At 73.9% G+C, this 13616-nt stretch carries 13 protein-coding genes; 3 read left to right on the top strand and 10 right to left on the bottom strand.

Going from position 1 to position 13616, the window contains the following annotated elements; translation table 11 throughout:
• Positions 1 to 58: 58 nt before the first annotated feature.
• From cbiE to IHE55_RS25245, 5 genes are all read right to left on the bottom strand, one after another.
• Entirely contained in the window at positions 59 to 1300 is a 1242-nt protein-coding gene (gene cbiE, locus IHE55_RS25265) for a precorrin-6y C5,15-methyltransferase (decarboxylating) subunit CbiE (protein ID WP_197991130.1), read from the bottom strand.
• 108 nt (positions 1301 to 1408) lie between these two features.
• Positions 1409 to 2056, bottom strand: a complete 648-nt coding sequence (locus IHE55_RS25260; RefSeq protein ID WP_197991129.1) for a GNAT family N-acetyltransferase — start codon at positions 2054 to 2056, stop codon at positions 1409 to 1411.
• A 523-nt stretch (positions 2057 to 2579) separates the two neighbouring features.
• Complete coding sequence (locus IHE55_RS25255) at positions 2580 to 3389, bottom strand: MetQ/NlpA family ABC transporter substrate-binding protein (RefSeq protein WP_197991128.1); 810 nt, start codon at positions 3387 to 3389, stop codon at positions 2580 to 2582.
• 149 nt (positions 3390 to 3538) lie between these two features.
• Positions 3539 to 4303 carry a methionine ABC transporter permease gene (locus IHE55_RS25250; protein ID WP_197991127.1) on the bottom strand — a complete coding sequence of 255 codons (765 nt, stop codon included), beginning with the start codon at positions 4301 to 4303 and terminating at the stop codon, positions 3539 to 3541.
• The gene (locus IHE55_RS25245) at positions 4300 to 5388 is read right to left on the bottom strand and encodes a methionine ABC transporter ATP-binding protein (protein ID WP_197991126.1); all 1089 of its coding nucleotides are present in this window, start codon (positions 5386 to 5388) and stop codon (positions 4300 to 4302) included. Before IHE55_RS25245 ends, IHE55_RS25250 begins: the two co-directional genes overlap by 4 nt.
• A gap of 899 nt (positions 5389 to 6287) precedes the next feature.
• Between IHE55_RS25245 and IHE55_RS25240 the strand changes: the two genes are divergently transcribed.
• Together IHE55_RS25240 and IHE55_RS25235 are read left to right on the top strand one after the other, a co-directional pair.
• Positions 6288 to 6656, top strand: a complete 369-nt coding sequence (locus IHE55_RS25240; protein WP_197991125.1) for a hypothetical protein — start codon at positions 6288 to 6290, stop codon at positions 6654 to 6656.
• Positions 6649 to 7092, top strand: a complete 444-nt coding sequence (locus tag IHE55_RS25235) for a hypothetical protein (protein ID WP_197991124.1) — start codon at positions 6649 to 6651, stop codon at positions 7090 to 7092. Before IHE55_RS25240 ends, IHE55_RS25235 begins: the two co-directional genes overlap by 8 nt.
• A 217-nt stretch (positions 7093 to 7309) precedes the next feature.
• On the opposite strand, the gene IHE55_RS25230 is transcribed toward IHE55_RS25235, so the two are convergent.
• The 3 genes from IHE55_RS25230 to IHE55_RS25220 form a co-directional block, all read right to left on the bottom strand.
• Positions 7310 to 7813, bottom strand: coding sequence for a GNAT family N-acetyltransferase (locus IHE55_RS25230; protein ID WP_197992245.1), 504 nt, complete (start codon positions 7811 to 7813; stop codon positions 7310 to 7312).
• 141 nt (positions 7814 to 7954) lie between these two features.
• Complete coding sequence (locus tag IHE55_RS25225) at positions 7955 to 8476, bottom strand: sigma factor (RefSeq protein ID WP_197991123.1); 522 nt, start codon at positions 8474 to 8476, stop codon at positions 7955 to 7957.
• A gap of 519 nt (positions 8477 to 8995) precedes the next feature.
• On the bottom strand, positions 8996 to 10144 hold the full coding sequence (locus IHE55_RS25220; RefSeq protein ID WP_197991122.1) for a glycerophosphodiester phosphodiesterase: 1149 nt from the start codon (positions 10142 to 10144) through the stop codon (positions 8996 to 8998).
• Positions 10145 to 10437: 293 nt separating this feature from the next.
• Here IHE55_RS25220 and IHE55_RS25215 point away from each other — a divergent pair, with 293 nt between their 5' ends.
• The gene (locus IHE55_RS25215; protein WP_197991121.1) at positions 10438 to 11115 is read left to right on the top strand and encodes a lysophospholipid acyltransferase family protein; all 678 of its coding nucleotides are present in this window, start codon (positions 10438 to 10440) and stop codon (positions 11113 to 11115) included.
• Positions 11116 to 11477: 362 nt separating this feature from the next.
• Here IHE55_RS25215 and IHE55_RS25210 read toward each other — a convergent pair whose 3' ends face one another.
• Together IHE55_RS25210 and IHE55_RS25205 are read right to left on the bottom strand one after the other, a co-directional pair.
• Entirely contained in the window at positions 11478 to 13019 is a 1542-nt protein-coding gene (locus tag IHE55_RS25210; protein WP_197991120.1) for an MFS transporter, read from the bottom strand.
• On the bottom strand, positions 13016 to 13567 hold the full coding sequence (locus IHE55_RS25205) for a TetR/AcrR family transcriptional regulator (protein ID WP_197991119.1): 552 nt from the start codon (positions 13565 to 13567) through the stop codon (positions 13016 to 13018). Before IHE55_RS25205 ends, IHE55_RS25210 begins: the two co-directional genes overlap by 4 nt.
• Positions 13568 to 13616: the final 49 nt, after the last annotated feature.

Raw genomic sequence — 13616 nt, 5'->3', positions numbered from 1 at the left:
CAGCGGTACAGGCGGTACAACGATCCGCCAGCCTACCCCGGACAGGTGTCCGGCAAGGTCACGGGTGGGGTCGGTGACCGCACAGCAGGAACCTGACGGCGCGCTCGCGCTCGGTCCAGGCCCGGGTGTCCAGCTCCACGGACTGGAGGAGTACGCACTCCACCCCGTACCCGGCCTCGGCGAGCACACCGCCGACCGCCTCGGCCTCGTCGCGGGTCGCGGCGTGCGTGACGATGCGCTCCGGGCGGCGGTCCGCGCAGGCCGCCACGACGGCCGGGCCACCGCCGCCGATCCGGACCACGTCCGGTTCCGGGAGGTCCTCCAGAGCCTGCGGGGCCACCCCGTGCACCACCTGGACCTGGACGCCGAAGCGGCGGGCCAGGACGGCGATCCGGCCGCAGGTGTCCGGGTCGCGGTCGACGGCGATGACCGCCGCGCCGAACCCGGCGGCCTCCACGGCCGCGGCGCCGCTGCCGGCACCGATGTCCCACACCAGGTCCCCCACCCGCGGCCCGAGGCGGGCCAGCTGAGCGGCGCGCAGCTGCGGCGACTCGTCCTCGCCCAGCGCGGTGGCGTAGGCGGGCGCGGGCAGCGCCCAGCCGCGCACCGCGGGCGGGAAGCCGGCACCGTGGCCGGCGATCCAGCCGGTGGACTCCACCCGCGGGTTGCCGCGGCCGGCCGGGACGGCGGGCGCCTGGGCGCCGCCGATGACGATGACGACGTTCGGGTCGCGCCAGGAGTGGTCGGCGACCTTGTCCGAGGTGAGGACGGTCACCTGCTCGCGTGAGGTGCCCAGCGCCTCGCAGATGACGAACGTGCGGTGCACCCCGTCGAGGAGCAGGGCGAGTTCGGCGGGACCGGCGCCCGGCGAGGTGAGGACGGCGACCTTGGGGTGCGCCCGGCAGACGTTGACGGCGCGTCGCAGGTCCCGGCTGTGCGCGACGACCACCTGGGCGTCGTCCCACGGCATGCCGGCCCGGGCGAACGCCGCCGCGACGGAGGAGACGGCGGGCACCACCTCGACCTCCAGGCCGTGTTCGGGGGCGCGCAGGGTGCGGACGACACCGAAGAACCCGGGGTCCCCGTCGGCGAGGACGACGGCGGAGCCGCGGTGCTGGGCGATCCGCCGGGCCGCGAGGTCCACGCTGCCGAGCCGGATCCGCTCGGCGCCGGGCGGGACTTCGGGCAGGGCCAGATGGTGTGCGGCACCGGCCACCAGGGTGGCGGCGGCGACGGCGGAGCGGGCCGCGTCCGTCAGCGGGGAGCCGTCCCAACCGATCACCGTGACGCGGTCGGCCATCGTCGTGTGTCTCCCGGTGTTCGTGGCAGGTCGGCCGCGGCATGAGCGCTCGCGGGGGGTGGCCCGTCGAGACTACCCGGTTGGTACGGACGTACCGGACGGGACGTCTCAGCTCCAGTCCGGATATGAGGTGTACCCCGAGCCGCCGGCCGGCTCACCGGCTCCGCTCTCCAGGTCCTCCGGGAGCAGGCTCCACACGATGAGGTCGGTGCGGACGTCGGTCCAGCGTCCGTGCGGGTCGTCGTCCGGCCGGGCTCTGGCTATCCACGCGTTGCGCAGCACGCCCTCGCTGATGCACCCGATCTTCTGGGCGACCTGCTGGGCCGCGGCGTTGTCGGCGGGGGTGCGCAGCTCCAGCCGTTCGAACTTCTGGTCGCCGAAGAGCCAGCCGGCAACCGCCAGGACGGACTCCGCGGCGTACCCCTCGCCCCGCGCCCACGGGGCGGTGAGGTAGGCGACCTCGCTGGTCAGGCACCGCCAGTCGGTGTTGCACAGCCGCACGCTGCCGACCAGGCGCTGGGTGAGGAACTCGGTGACGGCGAAGACGATGCCGCGGCCTTCGAGGCGTTCGGCGGGCGCGGTGCGGGTGATCCACTCCCGGGCGTCGGCGGCGGTGTACGGGTGCGGGACGGAGGTCCAGGCGGTGACGAGCTCGTCGTTCATCATCTCGGTCAGTTCCGGGACGTCGGACTCGGTGAACGGGCGCAGCACCAGCCGGTCCGTGTTGATGGAGATGTCCGGAAAGGTGGGTGTCATAGGGATTGCTCCGTAACCAGGGCCGGGGGCCATCGGGAGAGCCCAGCATGCAGCATCGGCCCGGTGACGTGCAGCACGGGCGGTCACGCCGAGGACCGGGGTGGTGACCGGGGTGCCGGCCGGGGCGGCCACGACCGGGCGGGCGGTCACCGGCCCGGGGGCGGGAGCGTCCGGGCCGGGCATCCGGTGGGGCGCCGGCGGCGGACCGGAGGCCGGGCGGGGCCGCCGGGTCCGGGGGAGCGCGCCAGGAGGCCATGGGTCCGGGGGTGCGGCGGAAGGGGGGCGGTCATGGGGGCGGGGCGCAGGGGGCGGGCGGGGCGGCGCCCGGGGTGCGCCGGCCGGCTCCGGCGGTACGTCCGGACCGGGGTGCGGGCGTACCGCGGGTATGCCGCAGGGCCCGGAGTCCCGTGAGGGGACGCCGGGCCCTGCGCCGTACCGTGGCGCCGGGGCACTGCCCCGGGCCGCGCGTGGGCCCGGGGGTGCGCCGGCCGGCCGCTTCCTGCCGTGCCGGGGGTCGGCCGGCTCAGAAGGAGGCGATCACCGAGCCGTCGTACTTGTCCGCGATGAACTTCTTCACCTCGGGCGAGGTGAGGAGCTTGGCCAGCTTCTTGACGTCCTCGTCGTTCTCGTGGCCCTTCTTCACCGCCAGCAGGTTGGTGTTGGGGTTGTCCTTGGGGGACTCCAGCACCAGCGCGTCCTCCGCCGGCTTCAGGTCGGCCTCGATGGCGTAGTTGCCGTTGATCACCGCGGCCTCCACGTCGTCCAGGGAGCGCGGCAGCTGGGCGGCCTCCAGCTCCTTGAACTTCAGCTCCTTGGGGTTCTTGGCGATGTCGGCCACGGTGGCGGTGCTGCCGGCCCCCTCCTTGAGGGTGATGATGCCCTCGGCGTCGAGCAGCCGCAGGGCACGGGCCTCGTTGACGGCGTCGTTGGGCACCGCGACGGTGGCGCCCTTCGCCAGCGCGTCGGCGGAGTCGGCCTTCTTGGAGTACAGGCCCAGCGGCTCCAGGTGGACGGAGACCACGGAGACGATGTGGGTCTTGTTCTTCTTGTTGAAGTCGTCCAGGTAGGGCTGGGTCTGGAAGAAGTTCGCGTCCACCGAACCGTCCTCGGTCGCCGTGTTCGGCGTGACGTAGTCGGTGAACTCCTTCACCTCCAGCTTCAGGCCCTCGTCCTTGGCCAGGTTGTCCTTGACGTAGTTCAGGATCTCCGCGTGCGGTACCGGGCTCGCGGCGACGGTGAACGCTTCCTCGTCGTCCCCGCCGCAGGCGGTGAGCCCCAGAGCGAGCGCTCCGGCAGCGAGGGCGATGGTGGCGGTCTTGATGGTGTTACGCACGAAAAGTGCCTTTCTTCCTGGGTGTGACGAGCCCGCCGCGGGTGCCCGGGGCACCGCGGTGATCCGGAGGTCCGGGGGGTTCGGGGGTTCGGTGACGGGGGTTCTGGGGGTTCTGCGGCGAGGGGGCGGGCCCGGGGGTACGGCGCGGGTCAGAGCGCCTTGCCGGGTCCGGCCTCCGCGACCGCCGGGGCGGCGGTCTCCTCGGCGGGACGGGCGTCCGCCGGCCGCGGGCGGCGGCGGGAGCCGGCGGCACCCCGGCCGCGGTGGGACAGCGCCCGGGCGGCGAGGTCGCCGGCGAGCTGGATGACGGAGATGACGACCGCCAGGATGGCGACGGTGATCCACATCAGTTCGGTCTCGAAGCGCTGGTATCCGTAGCGGACCGCGAGGTCGCCCAGGCCGCCCGCGCCGACCGTTCCGGCCATGGCGGAGTAGCCGATGAGCGCCACCACGGTGGTGGTGGCCCCGGCGATCAGCGAGGGCAGCGCCTCGGGCAGCAGGACCTTGCGCACCACCGTCCAGGTGCTGCCGCCCATCGACTGGACGGCCTCCACCAGCCCGTGGTCCACCTCACGGACGGAGGTCTCCACCAGGCGGGCGAAGAACGGGATGGCGCCGACCGCGAGCGGCACGATCGCCGCGTCGGGTCCGATGGTGGTGCCCACCACCCAGCGGGTGAAGGACATCAGGGCGACCATCAGGATGATGAAGGGCATCGAGCGGGCGATGTTCACCACCTGGCCGACGACCTTGTTCACCACCGTGTTCTGCAGCAGTCCGCCGCGGTCGGTGAGGACCAGCAGCACCCCGAGCGGGAGACCGCCGGCGATCGCGATCAGGGCCGACCAGCCGACCATGTACAAGGTGTCCCAGCTGGCCTCCTCCAGCAGGGGCTGCATCTCCGACCAGGTCACTTGGCACCTTCCTCGATCTGCTGCTTGGCGGGGGCCGGGACCGGCTCCGCGGCGGGGGCACCGGCGGTGCCGGCCGCCGGCGCGGTGCCGGCCACATCGACCTGGAGGCCCTGCTCGCGCAGGTATCCGATCGGCACGACGTTCTCCTCGAACCGGCCGGGCAGTTCGATGCGCATCCGGCCGACCTGGCGGCCCGCGACGGTGTCCATGGCCGCCCCGAGGATGGAGACGTCCACGTTGTAGGTGCGGGCCAGCTCGGAGATGACGGGCCGGGTGGCGGCCTCGCCGTGGAAGGTGACGTCCACCACGGTGCGGTCCGCCCCCGACGCCTCGCCGCTGACCGGGAAGAGGGCCCGGGACAGCTCCGAACCGGGGGTGGCGAGCAGGTCGGTGACCGTGCCGGACTCCACGACCCGGCCGTCGCGCATCAGCGCGGCGGAGTCACAGACCGTCTTGACCACGTCCATCTCGTGGGTGATCAGCAGCACGGTGAGGCCGAGCTGCCGGTTGAGGTCGCGCAGCAGGCCCAGGATCGAGCGGGTGGTCTCCGGGTCCAGCGCGCTGGTGGCCTCGTCCGACAGCAGCACCTTCGGCTCACCGGCCAGTGCCCGGGCGATGCCCACCCGCTGCTTCTGGCCGCCGGAGAGCTGCGCCGGGTACGCCTTCGCCTTGTCCGCGAGCCCGACCAGGTCGAGCAGGTCCAGGGCCTTGCGGGAGCGCTCCTTGCCGGAAAGTCCCAGGATCTCCAGCGGCAGTTCCACGTTGTCCTGCACGGTCCGCGAGGAGAGCAGGTTGAAGTGCTGGAAGACCATGCCGATCCGGCTGCGCGCGCGGCGCAGCTCCCGTCCGGCGCGGGGGCCGCGGCCGGCGAGCGCCGTCAGGTCCTGGCCGGCCACCGTGACGGTGCCGGAGCTGGGGCGCTCCAGCAGGTTCACGCAGCGGATGAGGGTGGACTTGCCGGCGCCGCTCTGCCCGAGGACGCCGTACACCTCGCCCTCGCGGACGTGCAGATCGACACCGTCCAGGGCGGTGACCTCGCGGCCTCGCGAGCGGTAGACCTTGGTCAGGCCGGTCGTGGTGATCACAGGGAATCCGTCACTGTCGAGTGCGCGGCGGTGGTGTGCCGGCACGGGCATGCATTGCGGAACGCGGCAGGGAGGAGACGCGGCGGCGCAGGGCGCGGCCGCGGGAGTTTCCGGTGACGCGGTGGGTTCCCGGCCCGGGACCGGCGGGTCGCACCGGCGGGGGCGCTACCGGCCGGGGGCCGGACGCTCCGGGCCGTACGGGTCGGCGGGGGAACGAGGTCTCGCTTCGGGGCGCGAGGCGCAGGCGGGGGCCCTCAGCTGTCACACATTCGACACATACAGCGAGCACCGGGCGTCGTGATCGCCTCGGTCGCAAGGGTGCGGCTGCTCGTCGTGGTCATGCGGCCAGTAAAGCAGACAAAGAGATGAACGAATCAACTATGTCCGCATTCCGGACAGGACCGGTCAGGATGTGGACCACCCGGCCCGCTCCACGGCGCTCGGCGCGGACCCGTCCACGGCCGCGGAAGCCGCCGGGCGAGCGGTGCTGACGGGCCCGGACGCCGGTGCCGCGCCCCGCCCACCGGTCGCGCCCGCGGGGTGCTCCGGGGCGGGCGGGTGTGGCCAAGGCCACGGTACACAGCGCGGACCCTCACCGGACGGGGGCAGGGCGGAGGGCCGGGAGGGCCGGGCACACCGGTACTCCCCACCGGGCGGGCCCGGACAGGAGGTACAGCGGGCAGGCAGCGGCGGCGGGCCGCACGGCAGCGGTCGTACGGCGGCGCGGCAGCGGTCGTACGCGGGACGCCCGTGGAGCGGGGCTCGCCGCCGGGACGGACCCGCCGCCGGGAGGGAGAGCCCGGCCCCGGGGCCGGGCACCGGGCGGGGTGGCGCGCCGATTAGAGTCTCCCCATGTCTGTCAACCCCTGCGTGCGCCGCCGTATCGCGCGGAGGCCCCGGTGATCGACGTCCTGACGGTCGTGATCGGCGCGGCCGCCCTCGCCCTCGCCGCCTGGTGCGGATTCGCCGCATACCGGGACCAGCCCACGAAGGACTGGCACTTCATCGGCATGGCCGTGGTGTCCGTGCTGGGACTGGTGCAGCTGGTGGTCGGCATCGTCCGGCTGGCCCGTGGCGACGACCCCGACCAGGGTGCCGCGATCTTCGTCTCGTATCTCATCGGCGCCGCGCTGGCCGTCCCCATCGGCGGTTTCATGTCGCTGGCCGAGCGCACCCGCTGGGGTTCGGCGACGGTGGCCGCCGCGGCCGTGGTGATGGCCGTGCTCCAGGTGCGGCTGTTCGACATCTGGGAGGGCAGCGGTGGCTGAGCGGGTGACCGCGGACACGCGGACGGACGGTCCCGGGCGCGGCACCGGCCTGGGGCAGGGCCCCGGGCGGCTGCTGGTCCTGCTGTACGGGGTGTTCACCGTCGCGGCCGCCTCCCGCTCCCTGTACCAGCTGATCACCCAGTACGAGGAGGCCCCGCTGGCCTACGGCCTCTCGGCGGTCTCCGCGGCCGTGTACGCGTTCATCACCGCCGCGCTGGTCCGCAGCGGTGAGGCGGCCCGCAAGGTCGCGCTGGTCTGCTGCGCCGCGGAGCTGTTCGGCGTCCTGCTGGTGGGCACCTGGACGCTGGCCGACCCCTCGGCCTTCCCGGACGAGACGGTGTGGTCCGACTACGGCATGGGCTATCTGTTCATCCCCGTGGTGCTGCCGGTGACCGGGCTGTTCTGGCTGCGCCGCCGGGCGGGCGCGGGGCGCTGACCCGGCCCTCGGAAGCCGCGACCGGGTCCGGCGCTCCGTATCCGGCCGCCACCGCGCCCGCCCCGGACGTCACCGGTCGCCCATCGCCGGTCCCGGCGCATCACAAACGCCCGCCCCGGTGCGGGGCGGGCGCGGGCGTGGGTGTGGCTCCGGACCGCTGCGGCAGCCGGTGCGGCGGACCGGTGACGAACGGACCGTCACCGGCCGGCCGGACCGCTCAGAGGCCGGACACCAGGGCCGGTTCGCCGACCGGCTTCTCCAGGACCACCAGGCTCAGCCGCCGGCTGACCTCCTCGGTCCCGGTCTGGGCGTACCCGCAGCGGCGGTACAGCCGCAGGTTGCCCTCGCTGCGGTGGCCGGTGAACAGCCGGTACCGGGTGGCCGCCCCCTCCTCCGCCAGCCGGTCCTCGATGGCCGCGAGCAGCCGGCCGCCCAGGCCGTGGCGCTGCATCCGGGGGTGGACGATCAGCTTGCCGATGGCGGCCACACCGTCCTCGTCCACCGTCCCGCGGACCGAGCCGACGACCTCCGCGCCGAGCCGGGCGACCAGCGCCACGCTCCCGCCCAGTTCGGCGCGGAGGTCGTCGAGGGTCTGGGTCAGCGGCTCGATGGAGTAGTCGCCGTACAGCTCGGCCTCACGCTGGTAGCACAGGTACTGCAGTTTGAGGATCTGTTCGGCGTCCTGCTCCGTCGCCGCAGAGATGGTCACGCTCATGCCCATGGTGCGCATGCCTCCCCATGTCTCGTCCGCCCGCCGGCCGGGGGCTCGTCCGCCGGGTGACCCGGGGCCCCGGGTCCGGCCGTTCGGTGTGGCCTGACCGGAGCCGCGGTGAGGGTGTACGCGTCTCCGGGGCGCCGATGGTTACTCACGCTCCTTTCCCCGGAGTTCTGGAGCGGCAACCTCCGCCGTCAGCATTCTGCGCAGGCAACCCAGACATCGGGAACGAACCGGGCCCAAGCTCCCCTGTGACATTCCCAACTCCGCGGCGATCTCACGATAGGTCGGGTCGGACCGGGACAGCAGCGCGGCGAGCAGCCGGGGACAGCGCCCGGGCAGCCTGCGGACCGCCGCGTGGAGGGCGCGGCCGGTCTCCGCGTCCAGGAAACGGCGTTCGGCAGCGGAGTCGGGGCCCAGGTCCGGCCCGCCGCGGACCGGGTCGTACGGCACCTCCCGGCGGGCCCGGCGGCGGGCGTCGCGGGCCTCGGCGCGCACCGCGGTACGCAGCCACCGCGCGGGCCGGGGCGGTGGGCCGGCGGTGCGGGTGTGCTCCAGCAGCCGCAGCCACACACCCTGTTCGAGATCGGCCGGATCGATGCCCGCGCCGTGCGCCTCCGCCGCCGCCTCCGCCGCCAGCAGGGGGCGGAGCTCCTCCCATAGGTCCATGCCCGGCGGGACGTGGCCGGGCCTGACGCGGTTTCCGGTCCGGCCGTCTCTCACCCGACCGGACGACACCCCGACGGCGGTGGCTGACGCGGCGCGTGACGCCGGGGGCCCGGGGCGGGCGACGGAGCCGCCGGGCCCGAGCCGGCGGACCCCCGGCCACCGGCCGGGCTCGGCCTGCGGCGCGGCCGCCGGCCGGGGCTGGTCACCGTCCGGGGGCGGGGCACCGTCCGGGAGGACGGGCACCCGTTCGGGAGGGCGCCCGTGCCGGGCGGGCACCCGGAACGGACGGCCATGGGGAACGGACTGGGCCGGCAACGGTCCGGGCGGTCGGCCCGGGGGCGGCCCGGAGGGGGCGGACGGCGCGCCCGGTCGGTGCCGGACGCCCCGAGGACCCTCCGAGAGGTCCGGCCCCGCCCCGCCCCGGCCCCCGGGTCCGACCGGCTCCCGCTCCGGGGTCCGGGGCTCGGGGTCCCGGATCTTGCCAGGGGCCCGGACCCGGCCCGGGGCCCGGGCGGCCGGTCAGGAGGCGCGGAAGGCTTCGCGGGCGAGTAGTCCGGTGTCCGGGTTGTCGGTGAAGATGCCGTCGATGCCCTGCTCGAAGTAGACCTTGAGGGCGGAGATCGCGTCCCCGTAGGCGTCCGCGTCGGTACCGCGGCGGAAGTCCACCGGCAGGAAGGTGTTCTCGTTGCGCAGCGTGTAGGGGTGCACGATCAGACCGGCGGCGTGCGCGTCCTTCACCAGCGTGGTGGGCCTGCCCAGCCGGCCACCGGCGTCCCGCGGGATGATGAGCAGCAGGGTGGGGCCGATGCCCTGGGCGAAGCCGGCGATCCAGGCCAGGCCGGCCGGCTTGACCAGGTCCGCGACGGTGCGCGGGTCGCCCGCCTCGACGAAGTCCCAGGGGCGGCTGCCGGCCGCGTCGAGCAGCACCACCTTGGGGGTCTCCACCAGCTTCGCCAGCCGCTGGATGCTGCCCGGCTCGAAGGACTGCAGGAAGGTCGCCGAGTTCTTCCGGTGCCGGCCGTACCGGCGCAGCAGCTTGGCCAGCGGCTCCTCAAGCCCCAGGCCCAGCTTGCGGAAGTACGTGGGGTGCTTGGTCTCGATGTGCAGCCAGATGCGCCGGCCCCGCCTGCGGCCCTCGCGCTCCGCCCACTCCAGCACCTCCTGGAGGGTGGGTATCTGCCACACCCCGTCGTAGAGGGTGTTGTGCTGCCGGGTGCCCGGGATGCGCTCCTTGGCGCGCAGCCGCTTCAGCTCGGCGAGGGTGAAGTCCTCGGTGAACCAGCCGGTGAGCGAGGTGCCGTCCACCGTCTTGGTGGTCTTGCGGGAGGCGAACTCGGGGTGGTCGGCGACATCGGTGGTGGCGGTGATGTCGTTCTCGTGGCGGCACACCAGGTGGCCGTCCTTGGTGGGCACCAGGTCCTGCTCGATGACGTCGGCGCCCATGTCCAGCGCCAGCTGGTACGAGCCGAGGGTGTGCTCGGGCCGGTACCCGCTGGCCCCGCGGTGTGCGATGACCGTCGGCACCGGAAGGTCGCGGTAGGAACCGGCCCCGGCACCGCCCCGCTGCCGCGCGCCGGCGGTGCCCGCCGCGCCCATCACCGCCGCGCCCGCGCCGAGGGCCGCGACCCCCAGAAGGGTGCGCCGGCCCGGCTGCTGCTCCTGCTCCATGAGACTCCTCGCTCCGTGTTCGCCGCGCTGCGGCCGCCAGGTGGTGGCGGTGGGGTCGCCGTTCCCCGTGTGACCTGCGCCAAGGACGCGCCGATCGTAGGGGTGTTCGGCTTTCCGGCGGGAGACCTCGGACGGAACGCCCGGCAAACGGGAACCAACGCTGTGTACCTGCCCGGTACACCCGGTGTGCGCCAGGAGGTGACTCGCGAGTATCGTCCTGCCCTGCGCGGGTGATACGGCATACAGGCTTCGCCGCCCGGCGCAGCGAAAGACGACCACGACCGGAGGGCCCGTTGTCCCGCATCTTCCTCAAGGCGACGCTCGGTGTGCTGTTGCGCGTCCTGTTCCGCCCGCGTGTCGAGGGGGCGGAGAACATTCCCCGGACCGGCCCGGTGATCCTCGCCGGAAACCACGTCACGTTCATCGACTCGATGTTCCTGACGCTGGTGGTGAAGCGCCCGGTGTACTTCATCGGCAAGGACGAGTACGTGAAGGGCAAGGGGCTCAAGGGCCGCCTGATGGCCTGGTTCTTCCGGGCCGTGGGCATGATCCCGGTGGACCGGGACGGCGGGCACGGCGGTGTCGCGGCGCTGATGACCGGTCGCCGGGTGCTGGAGGACGGCCAGGTGTTCGGCATCTACCCGGAGGGCACCCGGTCCCCGGACGGGCGGCTCTACCGGGGCCGTACCGGGATCGCCCGGCTGACGCTGATGACCGGGGCGCCGGTGGTGCCGTTCGCGATGCTGGGCACCGACAAGGTGCAGCCCACCGGGAGCGGGATGCCGCGGATCGCCCCGGTGACGGTGCGCTTCGGGGAGCCGCTGGACTTCAGCCGGTACGACGGGATGGACCGCGACCGCTATGTGCTGCGGGCGGTGACCGACGAGGTGATGAGCGAGGTCATGCAGCTCTCCGGCCAGGAGTACGTGGACGTCTACGCCACCAAGGCGCGGGAGCGCAAGGCGGCCTGACCCGCCGGCACCGCGACGCCGCCGGACACCACGACGGCCCCGCCCACCGGCGGGGCCGTCGCCGTTTCCCCTGCCTCAGCCCGCCTTCGCCTGGCTGCGCCTTCCTGACCCTTCTTGCGCCTTCTTGCGGCGGGACCCCTCACCGAATCCCCGGCCGTCCCCTGCCGTTCGCCGTTCCCGCCGCCGTGTACGGCCTTCCCGCCGCGTATGCGGCCGCCCGTCGCCGTGTACGGCCGCGCGCCGGGCCGCCGTCACGTCTCCCACGGGCGTGCGGGCGCCCGGCGTACGGTTAACCCGCGCCGGGCGTCGCAGGGGCGGCGCACCGCGCGCATCACTCCCGTGACGCCCGGGCGCCTCCCGCGTCACTCCTCGCGCGCGCCGTCCGCCAGTCGCTCGCCGCGCAGCAGGAACCAGGCGGCGGCGGCCGTCGCCAGCAGGACCAGGGAGCCCACGCCGGCGGCGATGCGCAGCCCCTCCACGAACGTTTCGCGGGCCGAGTCCAGCAGCCGCGCGCCGACGTCGGCGGGCAGTCCGGCGGCGGCCTCCACGGCGCCGCCGAGGGAGTCGTGGGCCGCTCCCGACACCGGGTCGGGGACTCCCGGCGGGGTCTCGAAGTCCCGGTAGACGCCGGTCACGATGGAGCCCAGCAGCGCGATGCCCAGCGCCGCGCCCAGCTCGTACGCCGTCTCCGAGACCGCCGAGGCGGCACCGGCCTGTTCCTTGGGCACGCTGGAGAGGATGACGTCGGCGGTGACGGTGAAGGAGAGCCCGGCGCCGACCCCGACCGCCAGCAGCACCGCGCCGAGCAGCGGATAGTCGCTGTCGGTGCGCAGCCAGGTCAGCGCGGCCAGGGCGACGGCGATGGCGGCGAGACCGCCGGCGACCGCCCCGCGGACCGAGAAGCGGCGCGCCACGTGCCCGGCGACCAGTCCCGCGGTGACTGCCCCGACCGCGGCCGGCAGCTCGGCCAGTCCCGCCTCCAGCGGTTCCCGGCCCTGCACCAGCTGGAGGAACTGGGAGAGGAAGAAGATCAGTCCGGCCAGTCCGAGGATGGTCAGCAGGTCCGCCAGCACCGCCCCGGAGAACCCGCGGTGCCGGAACAGCCGCATGTCCAGCAGCGGTACCGGGAGGGTGAGCTGCCGCCGGACGAACCAGAACAGGGCCAGGACGCCGACCGCCAGCGCCACCAGGCTGTCCGGGCGGAGCCCGTAGGCGGCCGTCTCCTTGATGGCGTAGACCACGGCCACCACGCCGACCAGCGACAGCAGCACACTGAGCACGTCCCACGGCCCCGGCGCGGGGTCCCGGGACTCCGGCAGCAGCCTGATGCCGACCACGACCAGCACCAGCATCACCGGCAGGTTGATCAGGAAGACCGAACCCCACCAGAAGTGCTCCAGCAGGAAACCACCGACCACCGGGCCGACGGCCGCGCCGGCGGAGGCGGTGGCGCCCCACAGGCCGACGGCCAGGCTGCGCTCGCGCGGATCGTGGAACAGGTTGCGGATGAGGGCGAGGGTGGCCGGCATCAGGGTCGCCCCGGCCACCCCCAGCAGCGCCCTGGCGACGATCATCATCTCCGGGCTGGTGGCGTACGCGTTGAGCACCGACACCGCGCCGAAGGCGACCGAGCCGCACAGCAGCATGCGCTTCCGGCCGATCCGGTCCCCCAGACTGCCCATGGAGACCAGCAGCCCGGCGATCACGAAGGAGTAGACGTCACCGATCCACAGCAGCTGGGTGCTGGAGGGGCCGAGGTCCTCACTGAGGTAGGGGGTGGCCAGGCCGAGGACGGTGGCGTCCACCGCGACCAGCAGGACGGCGAGGACCAGCACCGCCAGGGCGAGCCACCGGCCGCGCCGCAGCTGCTCTCCGGTCCCTGCGGCGGCCGTCTCGGTGCTCATCGGTCGGTGCTCCGTCGCGCTCCGCCGAGGAGCAGTTCGATGACCATGTAGTCCATGTCCTTCACCGCGACCCGTCCGTCCTGGACCGCCCAGGCCGCGGCGGCGACCAGTCCGTACAGGGCCTCCGTCAGCCAGGCGGGGGTGAGGTCCAGACGGATCACCCCCTCCTCCTGCCCGCGGCGGAAGAGTGCGGCGACCCGCTCGTCCAGCCGGGCCCAGCCCTCGTGGACGTCCTCGCCCTCGAAGAGCTGGTTCTCGGTGTGGAGGAAGGCGAGGAAGCCGGCGACCGGGTGCACGGCCGCCACCAGTCGACGCAGCGCCTCGACCGGGTCGCCCTCTTCCAGCCGGGCGGTGTCCATCGCCTCCTGGAGCTGCTCGATGCCCAGCTCCTCCAGGGCCCGGATCAGGGCCTCCCGACCGGCGAACTGCCGGTGCAGGGTGGCGCGGCTGATGCCCGCGGCACGGGCGATCTCATCCATGGAGGCGGTGGACTTCCGGGTGAGCAGTGCGGCGGCTTCCCGGAGTACCTGGCCACGATCGACGGTCATGCGACGATCATAAGCCGCCTGAGACACAGACGTCTCAAGCTTTGCTCGC

The sequence above is a fragment of the Streptomyces pactum genome (assembly GCF_016031615.1).
In the GTDB taxonomy this organism is placed as follows: domain Bacteria; phylum Actinomycetota; class Actinomycetes; order Streptomycetales; family Streptomycetaceae; genus Streptomyces; species Streptomyces pactus.
The sequence above is the reverse complement of the archived record's forward strand: the minus strand, read 5'-3'. Positions and strand labels throughout refer to the sequence as shown.

What these genes read in the sequence shown, in the direction of transcription:
- cbiE (WP_197991130.1), bottom strand. Translation starts at nt 1,300, where the DNA reads ATGGCCGACCGCGTCACGGTGATCGGTTGGGACGGCTCCCCGCTGACG.
- IHE55_RS25260 (WP_197991129.1), bottom strand. Translation starts at nt 2,056, where the DNA reads ATGACACCCACCTTTCCGGACATCTCCATCAACACGGACCGGCTGGTG.
- IHE55_RS25230 (WP_197992245.1), bottom strand. Translation starts at nt 7,813, where the DNA reads ATGGGCATGAGCGTGACCATCTCTGCGGCGACGGAGCAGGACGCCGAA.
- IHE55_RS25225 (WP_197991123.1), bottom strand. Translation starts at nt 8,476, where the DNA reads ATGGACCTATGGGAGGAGCTCCGCCCCCTGCTGGCGGCGGAGGCGGCG.
- IHE55_RS25220 (WP_197991122.1), bottom strand. Translation starts at nt 10,144, where the DNA reads ATGGAGCAGGAGCAGCAGCCGGGCCGGCGCACCCTTCTGGGGGTCGCG.
- IHE55_RS25210 (WP_197991120.1), bottom strand. Translation starts at nt 13,019, where the DNA reads ATGAGCACCGAGACGGCCGCCGCAGGGACCGGAGAGCAGCTGCGGCGC.
- IHE55_RS25205 (WP_197991119.1), bottom strand. Translation starts at nt 13,567, where the DNA reads ATGACCGTCGATCGTGGCCAGGTACTCCGGGAAGCCGCCGCACTGCTC.